The organism is Pseudomonas sp. (assembly GCF_049645325.1).
Taxonomy (GTDB): Bacteria; Pseudomonadota; Gammaproteobacteria; order Pseudomonadales; family Pseudomonadaceae; genus Aquipseudomonas.
Window position 1 is genome coordinate 1 of record NZ_JBARTQ010000695.1, and the last position, 14,563, is coordinate 14,563.

Annotated in this window: 12 protein-coding genes; 7 read left to right on the forward strand and 5 right to left on the reverse strand. The window is 60.3% G+C overall.

Annotation, left to right across the window (positions count from 1 at the left end):
• Positions 1–214: 214 nt before the first annotated feature.
• The 3 genes from ccoM to WBB95_RS29540 form a co-directional block, all read right to left on the reverse strand.
• A complete protein-coding gene (ccoM, locus tag WBB95_RS29530; protein WP_017137226.1) occupies positions 215–331 on the reverse strand; it encodes a cytochrome c oxidase subunit CcoM in 117 nt (38 codons plus the stop codon).
• 143 nt (positions 332–474) lie between these two features.
• Positions 475–636, reverse strand: a complete 162-nt coding sequence (locus WBB95_RS29535) for a hypothetical protein (protein WP_183140557.1) — start codon at positions 634–636, stop codon at positions 475–477.
• Positions 637–738: 102 nt separating this feature from the next.
• Positions 739–1,224, reverse strand: coding sequence for a lipocalin-like domain-containing protein (locus WBB95_RS29540; RefSeq protein WP_424490806.1), 486 nt, complete (start codon positions 1,222–1,224; stop codon positions 739–741).
• Positions 1,225–1,393: 169 nt separating this feature from the next.
• Between WBB95_RS29540 and WBB95_RS29545 the strand changes: the two genes are divergently transcribed.
• From WBB95_RS29545 to WBB95_RS29555, 3 genes are all read left to right on the forward strand, one after another.
• The gene (locus WBB95_RS29545) at positions 1,394–2,266 is read left to right on the forward strand and encodes a LysR substrate-binding domain-containing protein (protein ID WP_424490807.1); all 873 of its coding nucleotides are present in this window, start codon (positions 1,394–1,396) and stop codon (positions 2,264–2,266) included.
• Between the two features lie 89 nt (positions 2,267–2,355).
• Positions 2,356–2,826 carry a RidA family protein gene (locus tag WBB95_RS29550; RefSeq protein ID WP_424490808.1) on the forward strand — a complete coding sequence of 157 codons (471 nt, stop codon included), beginning with the start codon at positions 2,356–2,358 and terminating at the stop codon, positions 2,824–2,826.
• Positions 2,823–4,004, forward strand: coding sequence for an aminotransferase class V-fold PLP-dependent enzyme (locus WBB95_RS29555; RefSeq protein ID WP_424490809.1), 1,182 nt, complete (start codon positions 2,823–2,825; stop codon positions 4,002–4,004). The genes WBB95_RS29550 and WBB95_RS29555 overlap by 4 nt, the downstream gene beginning before the upstream one ends.
• Here WBB95_RS29555 and WBB95_RS29560 read toward each other — a convergent pair.
• Entirely contained in the window at positions 4,001–4,342 is a 342-nt protein-coding gene (locus WBB95_RS29560) for an aspartate-semialdehyde dehydrogenase (protein ID WP_424490810.1), read from the reverse strand. The two genes, WBB95_RS29555 and WBB95_RS29560, sit on opposite strands and share 4 nt — an antisense overlap.
• A 233-nt stretch (positions 4,343–4,575) precedes the next feature.
• Here WBB95_RS29560 and rapA point away from each other — a divergent pair, with 233 nt between their 5' ends.
• Entirely contained in the window at positions 4,576–7,422 is a 2,847-nt protein-coding gene (gene rapA / locus WBB95_RS29565) for an RNA polymerase-associated protein RapA (protein ID WP_424490811.1), read from the forward strand.
• Positions 7,423–7,606: 184 nt separating this feature from the next.
• Here the strand turns inward: rapA and WBB95_RS29570 are convergent, their stop codons facing one another.
• Complete coding sequence (locus tag WBB95_RS29570) at positions 7,607–8,953, reverse strand: spinster family MFS transporter (RefSeq protein ID WP_424490812.1); 1,347 nt, start codon at positions 8,951–8,953, stop codon at positions 7,607–7,609.
• 251 nt (positions 8,954–9,204) lie between these two features.
• On the opposite strand from WBB95_RS29570, the gene WBB95_RS29575 reads away from it, so the two are divergent.
• From WBB95_RS29575 to WBB95_RS29585, 3 genes are all read left to right on the forward strand, one after another.
• Positions 9,205–9,567: a YkgJ family cysteine cluster protein gene (locus tag WBB95_RS29575; RefSeq protein WP_424490813.1), complete on the forward strand. Its 363-nt coding sequence runs from the start codon at positions 9,205–9,207 to the stop codon at positions 9,565–9,567.
• A gap of 140 nt (positions 9,568–9,707) precedes the next feature.
• The gene (locus tag WBB95_RS29580) at positions 9,708–11,972 is read left to right on the forward strand and encodes a putative bifunctional diguanylate cyclase/phosphodiesterase (RefSeq protein WP_424490814.1); all 2,265 of its coding nucleotides are present in this window, start codon (positions 9,708–9,710) and stop codon (positions 11,970–11,972) included.
• 202 nt (positions 11,973–12,174) lie between these two features.
• Positions 12,175–14,352, forward strand: a complete 2,178-nt coding sequence (locus WBB95_RS29585; RefSeq protein WP_424490815.1) for a hypothetical protein — start codon at positions 12,175–12,177, stop codon at positions 14,350–14,352.
• Positions 14,353–14,563 lie beyond the last annotated feature (211 nt).

Consider the following 14,563-nt stretch of genomic DNA (forward strand, 5'->3'; position numbering starts at 1 on the left):
GTGCGGGCACACCGAGCCGGAGGCGAGGTGCCGAGTGGAGGGGCAAGAGCCCTTTGCTTACTTTGGGGCTTTTCCAAAGTGAGCCGCTGTAAGAGCGGAACCAATACCCACCCTCACCGCAAAAACGGATATGCCCCCAATATAAAAAGAACAGCAAAAAAAGGGCGACCGAAGTCGCCCAAAATGCCTTGCGTGCCCATACATCCAGAAAGACTTACGGTTCTTTACGCTTATTAGCGTCCTTCCAGATAAAAATCCCAAACCCTACAAAAAACAGCACCATCAGGCTGACCGTCAACACGCCAGCAAACACCACATTATCGAAAAACATGACCGGCCTCCTGCTCGTGCCCTGTTGCGATAGGGCTAAGTTAAAGGAGAAGGCGGATGGAAAAATTGACGAGGATCAATGTCGCCCGCAACGGGGCGTAAAGAAGGGCAATAACTGACCTGCATCAACAGATGCAGGTAACTTCAACGCTTTTTCGGTTTGCTCTTGGATTTTTTCTTAACCTTGCCCAGTGGCATCGCCTGTTCAAACGCCTGGCGCACTTCATTCAGGCGCTTGTCATTCAGGTCATGCACACGCTTGGCACGTTCGGCATTCAGGTCGATCAGCTTGTCGTCATCACTCATGGCTTGGCTTACGTCGTGGCGGGAATGCCCCAATAATGCGGCCTCCCCCGCCCCAACGGCAAATACCTGGGCAAAAAACCTTGCGACGGCTCAACCCTGCGCTTATTTATCGCGTTCAAACGTAATAATGGAGCGGGTTGTGCCCGGCCAGTTCGGCATTTGACGCCAGGGCGTAAGCACTTCCAGAGTGTCACCCTGAACGCGAAAATCACGGCACTGCTGGGTACCGACCCACTCCGGGTTCCAGGCGCTGTCCACTTGCGTGCACCACTGATTGCCTTCGACCCGCTCAATACCGGTATACGCGACCAAGGTATTCAACAGCGCGGCCTTTTCCGCCTCCGAAGTACCCACCGACCTGCCCTCGCCGGTCAACACGAAAGCCACGCGGTGATCGGCAGTAAAAATAACCCGCCCCGTTGGCCGGTCACCCATTGCTGAAATCCTTTTATGGGTGTCCTGGGACTCGACCTGATAACCGACCAGCCGCCAGGCGCCAACCAATGGCGACTCGCTCGCCTGCACTGCTGCGCAAAACGCCATGGCAACGCCCAGCCCGACTACACCTGCCTTCATATACTGTTTCATCATTTTACCGTCTGGGGAAAAACGTGAAGCTTTCCCCAGGCGCGCGGAGGCGTATGTAAGGCTTATCTTTAAACAAGGCATAAACGCTGACGGCGAATCAGCGGGCGACAAACTGCAGGTGATCGCCCAAAATCGGCACTTTCCCAGAATGCTCAGGAGTCGCACCCCGGTGGCACTGCACAAGGACCTTCCCCCACTGCTGGCCCTGCGCGCCTTTGAAGCGGTGGCGCGGCACCTGAGTTTTATCAAGGCCGCGAACGAGTTGTCGGTGACCCAAAGCGCCCTGAGCCACCAGGTGCAAAAGCTCGAACAGTACTTGGGCAAACCGCTGTTTATCCGACGCACCCGCGCGATTGATCTGACGGCCGATGGCCAACGCTACTACGACGAAACCCGCCCCGCGCTTGACGCCATCGCTGCCGCCACCCGCGCCCAACGAGTGGCGGCCAGCAGCACCGTGTTGCGCGTCGGCCTGTTGGCCTCGTTTGCCACCCTGTGGCTGGCGCCGCGCCTGGCCGGGTTTATTAACCGCTACCCGCATATTCAAGTGGAGTTGCTGCCGGCGATTCAACTGGCGAACGTCGCCGCCGCCGAGGTCGACCTGGCCATCCGTTATGGCAAGGGCGACTGGCCGGATGTGCAAGCCACGCGCCTGATGGATGAAGCAATCTCACCCGTGTGCAGTCCAGCCTTCAAGGCCGGCCAACTGCACAACGGCCCATTGCTGATGGCCACCTCGCACCGGCCGTTTGAGTGGACGGACTGGTCCGCGCGCTACCAGGTCGATCTCGCCCACCACCCACGCGTGATGCTGCACGACTACAACATCGTGGTCGAAGCCGCCGTCGCCGGCCAGGGCATCGCCATGGGCCGCCACCGTTTGATCCAACGCAGGCTCCAGGACGGCAGCCTGGTCGAAGCCTACGATTGGCCGCCCTATCGAAGCGACATCGGCTATTGGCTGATCGCCCCTCAAGGCCCCGCCAGCGAAGCTGCCCAGTGTTTCAGCGACTGGTTGAAGGAAGCCTGCACCGACGCTTGAATTATTTAGATACGTCGCGTGAGATCTATCCGTTTGTCGCCCACCGCCACGGCCAACATGCTGAAACGCCTTTCTCACGAGGATTCATCATGAGCGACTCCATCCGTCAACGTGTACACGCCCTCGGCCTGACGCTGCCGACGCCCAGCCAACCCGCTGCCAACTACATCAACTACGTCATCAGCGGGAACCAGCTGTTCGTCTCCGGGCAAATCCCCATGGTCGACGGCAAGCCCGCTTATCAAGGCCGGCTGGGCGAGTCCCTCAGCGATGAAGAAGGTACCCAAGCGGCGGAGTTGGCGGCATTGAGCCTGCTCGGGCAATTGAGCGCTGCGCTGGGTGATGACCTGTCGCGCCTGGTGCGCACTGTGCGACTGGGGGTGTTTATTGCCAGCAGCGGCGACTTCAAGCAACAGAGCCTGGTCGCCAACGGCGCCTCGAATGTGCTGGTCAACGCCCTCGGCGACAAGGGCCGGCATGTGCGCACTGCCGTAGGTGTTTCCAGCCTGCCGGCCGGCGTGGCGGTGGAGGTTGACGGGATTTTCGAGTTGCAGCCATGAGCCCGCTCGACGTTCAGCACTTGCGCGAGGCCACGCCCGGCTGTCAGTCAGGCATCGTGCACTTCAACCCTGCCGGTGCCTCGCTGCCGAGCCAGGCGACCCTTGATGCGATCATCGACCAGCTGCAACGCGAAGCCCGCGACGGCCCGATGGAGGCCGGCGAGCATGGCGCCGTGCTGGTGGAAAAGGCCCGGCGCGCAGCCGGGCAACTGCTCAATGCGCCCGCTTCAGCGATTGCCTTTACCAGCAGCGGCTCGACGGCCTGGAGCATGGCGTTTCAAGCGTTGGGCCCGTGGCAGCGCGGCGACCGCATCCTGGTGGGCCGCCATGAATGGGGCGGTAACCTGGCGAGCATGGAAGGCGCGGTGCAGGCCGGCGCGCGGGTGGAGGTGATTCCTTGCGATGACACCGGTGCAGTCTGCCCCGTGGCGCTGGACGCGATGATCGATGCACACGTAAAGCTGATCGACCTCACCTGGCTCCCGGCCAACGGTGGCCTGATCAACCCCGCCCAGGCGATCGGCGAAGTGGCCAGGCGGCATGGTATCCCCTACTTCATTGATGCGGGCCAAGCCGTCGGCCAACTGCCGGTCGACGTGCAGGCGCTGCACTGCGACGTGCTCAAGTCGGCCGGGCGCAAGCACCTGCGGGGGCCGCGCGGCACAGCACTGATGTATGTGCGCCCGGGTTTCCTGCAGCACCTGAACCCTGCCCAGCGCGATGTGCTCTCGGCGCCGTGGACCGCTGAGGGTTTCGACCTGCGCGACGACGCCCGGCGGTTTGAAACCAGCGAAGTGTCTTTCGCGCTGTTGGCGGGGTTGGGCAATGCGTTGCAGGAGGCAAACCGCCTGGGCGTAGAACGGATATGGGAAAGGGTCGTGCAAATCAGTGCGCGAATCCGCGAAGCGTTGCGTGAGATTCCGGGCATTTCCCTGCATGACCTGGGCACCGCTCATTCAGGCTTGATCGCCTTCAACCTGGCGGGCTGGGACGCCTTCGAACTCAAGCGCCGCCTGGGGTTGAAGCGCATCAACATCGGCGCCAATGGCGTGGCGTACACCCCGCTGGACATGCAGGCGCGCCACCTTGCAAGCATTGCGCGGGTCTCCGTCAGCCCGTTCAACAATGCGCAAGATATTGATTCGCTGATCGCGGCGCTGCGCGAATTGCGCGATTAAACCTCGACGTCCACCCACAGCCCCTGGCGCGGCGCATCTTCGATCAACGGCACCACCGGCACGGTGTTGTCGGCATTCAGCAAGTCGCCGGGGATCGCCAGGTGCTGCTCGGGGTCTTCATCGGCTTCGCGCCGGCGCTTTTGCTGTTCCTGTTGGCGGCGCTGTTCTTCGCGCAGCAAAAAGGTCGAGTGCTCGGCATCGCCCTTTTTCAGGTCGATGGTGCTTTCGTTGGAGCTCGGTTGTACGGGCACCACGGGCGGAATGTCCGGCTTTTGGCGCACCGGATCGAGTTGCGACGTGACCGGCACAACGCTGACGGGCAGCATGGGTGGCAACATATATTTATTCTCCTGATCACAGGCTGTCGGCGGGCGGCAGGGCGACTTGAGCACACGCCTCGCCAAGCTGTGACCGAGTCGACATTCGCAAGTGCCCGCCACCCGTCGATCCGACTTTCGACCCTATGCGTAAACAGAGTAGGTTTCGTCAGCGTAGTTTTTGTCAGAATCCTTGGGCGCGGGGCCTTGTTCCGTTAAGATAGTCGGCTTTTTCACGGCGGGAGTCAGGCAGCATGGCGCAGCAGTATCAACCGGGGCAACGCTGGATTAGTGACAGCGAAGCAGAGCTGGGGTTAGGCACCGTTCTGGCACAGGACGGCCGCTTGTTGACCGTGCTCTATCCGGCCACTGGCGACACCCGCCAGTATGCGCTACGGAATGCGCCCCTCACTCGCGTGAGGTTTTCGCCGGGTGACTCCATCACCCATTTCGAAGGCTGGAAAATGACCGTACAGGAAGTCGACGACGTCGACGGCCTGCTGGTCTACCACGGCCTCAATGGGCAGAACGAGCAGGTCACCCTGCCGGAAACCCAACTTTCCAACTTCATCCAGTTCCGCTTGGCCAGCGACCGCCTGTTCGCCGGGCAGATCGACCCGCTGGCCTGGTTCTCGCTGCGCTACCACACCCTGGAACACACCAGCCGCCAGTTGCAGTCCGCGCTGTGGGGCTTGGGTGGCGTGCGTGCGCAACCTATTGCTCACCAATTGCACATCGCCCGTGAAGTGGCCGACCGCATCGCGCCACGGGTATTGCTGGCTGACGAAGTGGGCCTGGGTAAAACCATCGAAGCCGGTCTGGTGATCCATCGCCAACTGCTGTCAGGCCGCGCCAACCGCGTGCTGATCCTGGTCCCGGAAAACCTGCAGCACCAGTGGCTGGTGGAAATGCGCCGCCGCTTCAACCTGCAGGTTGCGCTGTTCGACGAAGAACGCTTTATCGAAAGCGATGCCGCCAACCCGTTCGAAGACACCCAGCTCGCGCTGGTCGCCCTGGAATGGCTGGTGGACGACGAGAAGGCCCAGGACGCGCTGTTCGCGGCCGGCTGGGACCTGCTGGTGGTCGATGAAGCACACCACTTGGTCTGGCATGAAGAGAAAGCCAGCGCTGAGTATTCGCTGGTGGAGCAACTTGCCGAGGTCATTCCTGGCGTGCTGCTGCTGACTGCCACCCCGGAACAACTGGGCCAGGACAGCCACTTCGCGCGCCTGCGCCTGCTTGACCCGAACCGTTTCCATGACCTGCACGCCTTCCGCGCCGAGAGCGAAAACTATCGCCCGGTAGCCGAAGCGGTGCAGGAGTTGCTCGACAAGGGCCGTCTGTCGCCAAAAGCGCACAAGACCATTCAGGGTTTCCTCGGCAACGAAGGCGAAGCACTGCTCGCCGCCGTCAACGATGGCGACACCGAAGCCAGCGCGCGCCTGGTGCGTGAACTGCTCGATCGCCACGGCACCGGCCGCGTGCTGTTTCGCAACACCCGCGCCGCTGTACAAGGCTTCCCGGAGCGCAAGTTGCACGCCTACCCGCTGCCGAACCCGGACGAATACCTGGAGTTGCCGCTGGGCGAACACGCCGAGCTGTACCCGGAAGTCAGCTTCCAGTCGCAACCGGACGTCGAAGAAGAAAACCGCTGGTGGCGCTTCGACCCACGGGTCGAGTGGCTGATCGACCAGCTGAAAATGCTCAAGCGCACCAAGGTCCTGGTGATCTGCGCCCACGCCGAAACCGCCATGGACCTGGAAGACGCCCTGCGCGTGCGCTCCGGCATCCCGGCCACGGTGTTCCACGAGGGCATGAACATCCTCGAACGTGACCGCGCCGCCGCCTACTTTGCCGATGAAGAGTTCGGTGCCCAGGTGCTGATCTGCTCGGAAATCGGCAGTGAAGGCCGCAACTTCCAGTTCTCCCACCACCTGGTGCTGTTCGACCTGCCGTCCCACCCTGACCTGCTGGAGCAGCGGATCGGCCGTCTGGACCGGATCGGCCAGAAACATGTAATCGAACTGCACGTGCCGTACCTGGAAACCAGCCCGCAAGAGCGCCTGTTCCAGTGGTACCACGAAGCACTGAATGCCTTCCTCAACACCTGCCCGACCGGCAACGCCTTGCAGCACCAGTTCGGCCCGCGCCTGCTGCCGTTGCTGGAAAACGCCGACGACGGCGAGTGGCAAGCGCTGATCGACGAAGCCCGTGCCGAGCGCGAGCGCCTCGAACAGGAACTGCACACCGGCCGTGACCGCCTGCTGGAGCTCAACTCCGGCGGCGCGGGTGAAGGCGATGCGTTGGTGGAAGACATCCTTGAGCAAGACGACCAGTTCGCCCTGCCGATCTACATGGAAACCCTGTTCGACGCCTTCGGCATCGACAGCGAAGACCATTCGGAAAACGCGCTGATCCTCAAGCCGAGCGAAAAAATGCTCGACGCCAGCTTCCCGCTGGGTGACGACGAAGGTGTGACCATCACCTACGACCGCAACCAGGCGCTGTCGCGCGAAGACATGCAGTTCATCACCTGGGAACACCCGATGGTGCAAGGCGGCATGGACCTGGTGCTGTCCGGCTCCATGGGCAACACCGCCGTGGCGCTGATCAAGAACAAGGCGCTGAAGCCTGGCACCGTGTTGCTCGAACTGCTCTATGTCAGCGAAGTGGTCGCACCGCGTTCGCTGCAACTGGGCCGCTACCTGCCACCGGCCGCCCTGCGCTGCCTGCTGGACGCCAATGGCAACGACCTGTCAGGGCGCGTGTCGTTTGAAACCTTGAACGACCAACTGGAAAGCGTGCCACGCGCCAGCGCCAACAAGTTTATCCAGGCCCAGCGCGACCAACTGACGCCACGGATCAACGCCGGTGAAGAAAGGATCAGCCCGCGCCACGCCGAGCGTGTGGCCGAAGCGAAGCGCCGCCTGGCGGCGGACACCGATGAAGAACTGGCGCGCCTGACCGCGTTGCAAGCGGTCAACCCGACCGTACGCGACAGCGAGCTGGTTGCCCTGCGCAACCAACGCGAGCAAGGCCTGGCCATGCTCGACAAGGCGGCGCTGCGACTGGAAGCGATTCGGGTGCTGGTGGCGGGTTGATCAGCACTTGAAGCAAAAAAAGGCCCGCGCACTGCGGGCCTTTTTTTGCGCTGGAAAATACCTTTGCCAGTGATGACCTCATCGCAGGCAAGCCAGCTCCCACCGGTGGAATGTATTCACACATCAACATATGGGCGCTGGCTTGTGTGGGAGCTGGCTTGCCTGCGATGCGGTCACCTCGGTCTTATGCAGTCACTGCCGATGCCGGCACCTCCACCGCCCCCAACCCATCCTTCATCCGCTTGGCATCGCGCACAAAACTGCGAGAGGCCTGGAACAAAAACAGCATGGTCAAAAACAGCGCCACCGGAATCAGGTACATGGCGTCATGCAACCCCACAGCTTTATAGGCTTCAGTCATCTGCTGCGCCCCGTCGGCATACATCGCCGAATGGGCAAAATGGTCAGACAAGCCGCCCACCACAATGGGTCCCATACCACCGCCCAACAAGTACAGCCCGGCGAAAAACAGCGCCATCGCCGTGGCCCGCAAGCGCGGCTCCACCACGTCCTGGATCGCCGTGTACACGCAGGTGTAGAAGTTATAGGCAAACAGCCAGCCCACACTGAACAGCGCCACAAACACGCCAATCTCAATCCGCCCGGCATGCAAGGCCCACGCGGTGGTGACGGTTGAGATAATCAGGCTGAACGCCGCGAACAGCAGGCGGCCATTGGCGACGCGCTGATGGATCTTGTCGGCAATCCAGCCGCCCAGGGTCAGGCCCACCAAACCGGTCAACCCAACGATGACGCCCGTGGCGACGGCTGCCTCCTGCAACGGCATGAGGAAATAACGCTGCAACATCGGCACCAGGAACGAGTTGCACGCATAGGTGGCGAAGTTGAAGCACAGCCCGGCCAGCACCAGCCACAAAAAGGTCGGCACCGCCAGCACGCGGCGGATCGGGCGGTCGACGCGCTCCTGAGCGACTTGCACGGTCTCTGCCGCGCCGCGCTTGGGCTCTTTGATGTAGAACATGAATATCGCGAGGATCATCCCCGGCACCGCGGCGATAAAGAACGGCGCGCGCCAGCTGTCGAACGCCTTGACCATCCAGCCGATGGTAAAAAACGCCAGCAACAGGCCCAACGGCAGGCCCAGCATGAAGATGCCCATGGCGCGGGCTCGGCGGTGTGCGGGAAACAGGTCACCAATCAGCGAGTTCGCCGCCGGCGCATAGCTGGCTTCGCCGATGCCGATGCCCATGCGCACCAGCAAAAAGCTCCAGAAACTGCCGGCCAGGCCGTTGATCGCCGTCAGCCCGCTCCAGGCGAACAGGCCCCACCCCATCAGCTTGCTGCGTGATCCGGTGTCGGCCATGCGCCCCAGCGGCAGCCCGGCGATGGCGTAGACGATGGTGAAGGCGGTGCCGATGATGCCTAGCTGGAAGTCGCTCAGGTGCCATTCCATGCGGATTGGCTCGATGATGATCGCGGGAATGGTGCGGTCGAAGAAGTTGAACAGGTTGGCGAGGAACAGCAGGAACAGAATGCGCCAGGCATTCGCCGCTTGGGTCGAGTTCTGCATGGGTCCGTCTCTTTTATTGTTATGAGAGCTGCGATGCCCGATGCATCCTGCTCAGGTCTGTGCAACATAGTCACGCAGGCAGCGCTTGTCTGTAATGATTCGTAAAGCTGATAGGGCGTAATTTCACCCGCCATCATGGGAATTTTCCTGACGAAAATATAAGTGCGTGCCCCTCTTCCCAATGGCCATGGCACGGATAGAATGGCGGGCCTTCCGTACCATCCCCCCTACTTTTCTTATCGATGACGCCCATGTCCGAAGCCAGTCCGTGTCTGAGTTGCGGTGCCTGCTGTTCATACTTTCGCGTGTCTTTCTTTTGGGGAGAGTGCGCCTCATCGGGGGGCACGGTGCCCGATGACCTGGTGGTGCAGATCAACCCCACACGCGTGGCGATGATCGGGACCGACCAGAAGCCGGCGCGGTGCTGTAGCCTTGAAGGTGAAGTCGGCAAGGGCACCAGCTGTTCGATTTATGAGCAGCGGTCGAGCACGTGTCGCGAGTTTGATGCGTCGTGGAGCGCGGGCGTGCAGAGCGTCGATTGCGATGCAGCGCGCGCTGCCTTTGGCCTGGCACCGTTGGAAGCACCGTTTGTTGACCTGCCACTCAGCGCTTAGCATCAAACGCTATGGCAAGCATGCCAAAATCATTCAGAGCAAAGTGCCATTATTCATGGCAAATCCCGCGAGGCTTCTATACTCGATGTCGTAGGCCATTGCCGTAGGGCAATGACGCATAGACTTTGACGGGACATGCTATGGAATGGCTGGGTCTGCATTTTTTTACCGACCTTCCGGACACCGGGCACTTATTACTCAACTGCAGTCATAACCCCTTCCTGGTGCTGCTGGCGTATCTGGTCGCGTGTGCGGCGGGTTTCGGCACGCTAGACATGGCTGAACGCGTCGGCCATGTCGAAGACCCTACCGCCCGCCGGCATTGGCGCTGGCTGGGGGCCGGGTGCCTGGCCGGTGGGATCTGGTCGACCCACTTCATCAGCATGTTGGCCTTTCAGGCGCCCATCGCCATTCATTACGAACTGATCATGACGTTCGCCTCGCTGCTGATCGCGCTGATCGCTTCGTTGTTTGCCATGCAAACCCTCAGTCACGCTCACCTGCGTTTTCACCAGTATTTACTCGCCTCCGTTTGGATGGGCCTCGGCATTGCCCTGATGCACTACGTCGGCATGTCGGCCATGCGCTCGCAGGCCCAGGTGTACTTCGAGCCAGGGCTGTTCATCGCGTCTGTGGTGATCGCCATTGGCGCCAGCCTCTCGGCGCTGTTGCTGTCGTGTTACCTGCGCAACGGCGCCGGGGTGTTTCATCAATTGCTCAAATACGCGGCCAGCCTGGTGCTGGGTGCCGGCATCCTGAGCATGCACTTCACCGGCATGGCCGCCATGCAAATGCTGGTGCCCAATGGCGCCGACCTCGCGTTGCCGCTGGACAACAACCCTATTCAATTGGGCCTGTCGGTGGCGGTGATTACCTTGCTGGTGATCGGCAGCAGTGTCAGCGCAGCGCTGGCGGACAAAAAACTGCAGCACAAGGAGCGCGACCTGCGCCGGGTCAACGCTTTGCTCAGCGAGTTAGACCAGGCCCGCGCCTCGCTGCAACAGGTGGCTCACTTCGATGCGTTGACCAGCCTGCTCAACCGCCGGGGGTTCAACCAGATCTTCGCGGAAAAGGTCGCCGAAAAAACCGCCAGCCACGGAATGATGGCGGTGATTTTCCTCGATATCGACCACTTCAAACGCATCAACGACAGCCTCGGGCATGACGCCGGTGACCAGTTGCTCACCGTGCTGGCCGGGCACATCAAGGGGTCGGTGCGCAGCCATGAGGATGTGGTCGCACGCTTCGGCGGCGATGAATTCTGCATCCTGATCAACATCCACCATCGCGATGAAGCGCGGCACATGGCGCAGCGCATCATGCAGAAGATGAAAGAACCGATCGAACTGGCCGGCCGGCGCATGGTGATGACCACCAGCATCGGCATCAGCCTGTTTCCCGAAGACGGCCTGACGTGCGAAGAACTGCTGAAAACTGCTGACCTTGCGCTGTACCAGTCCAAGGACACCGGGCGCAACAGCCTGAACTTCTTCAGTTCCAACCTGAAGACACGCGCCTTCCTGGAGCTGCAACTGGAAGAGGAACTGCGCGCGGCCCTGCGCGCGCGCAACGAACTGGTGCTGTTCTACCAGCCGATTTTCGACATGAAACTCGGCAAGGTCACGCGCCTGGAAGCCCTGGTGCGCTGGCAGCACCCGCAGCACGGGCTACTCGCGCCGGACCGGTTTATCGGCATCGCCGAAAACAACGGGCTGATTGCTGAACTGGACCATTGGGTATTGCGCCAGGCCTGCCACGACCTGAGCTTGTTGTCTGACCGCGGTTACACGGAGCTGACCATGGCCGTAAACTGCTCGGCGCTGAACCTGGCGCGGGATGAACTGGCCGATGAAATCGAAGACGCCCTGCGTTTCGCCGCCATTGCCGCCAACCGCCTGGAGCTGGAAGTGACCGAAAATGCGCTGATGGGCAATATCAGCAGCACTTTGGCGCTGTTGCGGCAAATCCGTGCGCTGGGTGTATCGCTGGCGATTGATGACTTCGGCACCGGCTACTCATCGCTGGCCTACCTCAAGCGCCTGCCGCTGAACACGTTGAAAATCGACCGGTCGTTCATTCAGGACATTCCCAAGTCCACCGCCGATATCGAAATCGTCCAGGCCATCATCGGCATGGCTCACACCCTGCACCTGCAGGTCGTCACCGAAGGCGTGGAAACCCAGGCGCAATTCGAACTGCTGCTCAAGCATGGCTGCGACTTTATTCAGGGCTACCTGCTGAGCCCGGCGGTTCCCGCCAGTGAGATCATTGGCGTGATGCAAGGCATCCAGATGCGCAACCCGCTCTACCCTTTCAGCGTGGAAGGCAACAAGGACGCTTCGGCGCCGAAAGAGCCCGCCCCCGGCCGTATTGGCCCGCCCTCCATCGTCAGGCCAATTCGCTGACGCCGATTTTTTGGCATTTTGCCATCATTTAGCTAAAGAACCCCGACGAACGGCCGATTCATCAGAGTCCGGCCGGTATTCCCCCTGTAAAACCAAGGTTACCCCGACCGCCCCGGACCAAGACGCACTGCAAAGTCGCGAATTCTCATTCAGTGATGGCTCCTTGAGTTTTTAAGCCGTCCGTCCAGGTACATGGCGCCCAATGACTTCCAAAAACAGCTCTGCCAGCGTGGTTTCCGACGTGTTGCCCACCGTTCCTGCGGAAAAACCCTCAGGTTCAAGGTCATTGAGCAGCCCTCGCCCGCTGGCCACCCAGCAGTACCTGTACTTCACCGAAACCAATACCGACCGCATCCTCGACAACCTCGACGGCCTGCGCGACATGGTGTTCCCGCGCCTGCCCCAGCAGGAAGGCGATGGCGACCCGCGCAGCGAGCAGGAATTTCCTTCGGTATGCCTGATTGGCCTGGGCCGTTGTGGTTCAAACATTGCGCTGGACGTGGCGGAGTTGGTGTACAACGCGCGCAAGTTTTACCTGAACGAGTTCAGCACCGAAGACAAGCATCAGGACAAGGGCTACAGCCCGGCCCAATGGCTTCGCAACAACCTGCGCCTGGGTGGCGGCAAGGCCACCAAACCGGTGTTCCTGGTGGAACCCCTGGTGATGCTCGGCGACTTGGACAAGGACATCGCCGGGCGCATCCGTTTCTCGCGCAAGGGTGAAAAAAGCGGCTTCCTGCGCGACTACAGCAAGATGAAAATCATGGACCTCTCGGAGGTGCATGCCGGCGGTGCGGGTAACGCGCCGATCCTCGGCCAGTACCTGGCCAAGATCATCCTCAACAAAGACACCCAGCGTTTTTCCAGCCCCGACTGGAAGATGATCCACTCGTACCTGATCGACTCCTGCGGCATAAAAGCCAACCAGTCGCGCCTGTACTTCTCGATCTTCAGTGCCGGCGGCGGCACCGGCTCGGGCATGGCCTCGGAATTCGGCCTGGCCCAGCAGCATTCGTACATGAACAAGACGTTCGACACCAAACCCGCCGACGAGCACGACAGCAAAAGCGGGCATGCCTTCGTCTTCGAACCGATCTTCACCAGCGGCATTTGCGTACTGCCGAACATCTCCGACCACCGCAGTGAAATGTCCGAAGCGCTGCACATCAACGCCGGACGGTTGTTGTGCAAATACCTGTCGGAGGAATGGGACTTTTCGTACAACTTCGACAATGAAGACAGCAGCGAAGCCAGCGTAAAAGGCCGCATCCGGCCGTGGAACGCGATGATGCTGATCTCCAACGACATCATGCGCTATGCCGAAGAAAGCGATGACGGCAACATCCAGAACATTGACGTCAATGCCATGGAAAAACATGCCAACCAATACATCTCGCAGCAGATCTTCAACATTCTGACGGCCCAGGCGGTGACCACCGACTATGACCAGAACTACTTCCGTCGCGCCGGCATCGACATCGGCGAAACCATCCGCCTGGACGCCAACGACCTGTTCATGAGCCTGGCTGGGCCGGTGGCGATTGCCTACGCCGAATCGGTCGTGCCGGAAACGCCGGCGCCGTCGAATGACAAGTTCAAGGTGTTCGATAAAGAGCCGCAGCGCTTGAATATCGACGACCTGTTCTTCCGCTCGATTGATCTGCCGCACTTCAACAAAGTGACCCAGGCCATCGAAGGCATCAGCCTGTTGCCGATCGAGTCCAAGCGCTATAAGGCGTCGCTGGAGCAATACAAGAATTCCGGGTATGACGCGGCGGCGTTGCATGACCTGCACTTCTTCAAGAACTGCTCATCGGTGGTGTCGATTGTGTCGTTGCCCAAGGATTACAAGCTGTCCTATATGGACTTGAACCGGCTCAAGACGCACCTCAACAGCCTGTTCCCGAATACGACGCTCAAGCGTTATGCACTGGTGATTGGCGCGTCGGCCAACTTGTCGCTGACCACGCTGATCGCCAAGAGCCCGTGCCTGTCGGATGATTTTCTGACATTGATCGTGGCGTTTATCAAACGCTGCTTTGCGCGGACGCCGTACCGGTTTGATGACACGCTGGACAATTCGATTTTGGATTTCATCATTCACGAGGATTTTGATGAGGGCCGGATTGACGAGTTGCTTAACGAGTTCGAGAACCCGGCGAAAATTCTGGATACCAACTGGTATGCGATCAAGCCGATGTATGAGAAGAAGTATCGGGAGTTGATCAACGACAAGGATAAGTTTGTCTCGATCAATGACATTCGCTTGTCACGGGATTGTGTGAAGAAGGCGGTGAAGTATTTGCGTGAGATTTATCGTCATCGGATTGGGAAGACCAAGGTTATTTCTTTGAATAACCATACGGGGAAGACGGTTTAGGGTTGTTGTTTTTGGGGGTATATCCGTTATCTGGGGTGTTGCTGATATGGGTTCCGCTCTTACAGCGGGTCACTTTTGATAGAGCGCAAAAGTAACCAAAACGCTCTTGCCCCACCACTCGGCACCTCGCCTCCGGCTCGGTGTGCCCTCACGCAGGCTTTGGAGCGTGGGCCGCCGCCACGCGCCATCCATGGCGCGGGGCGGCTAACCC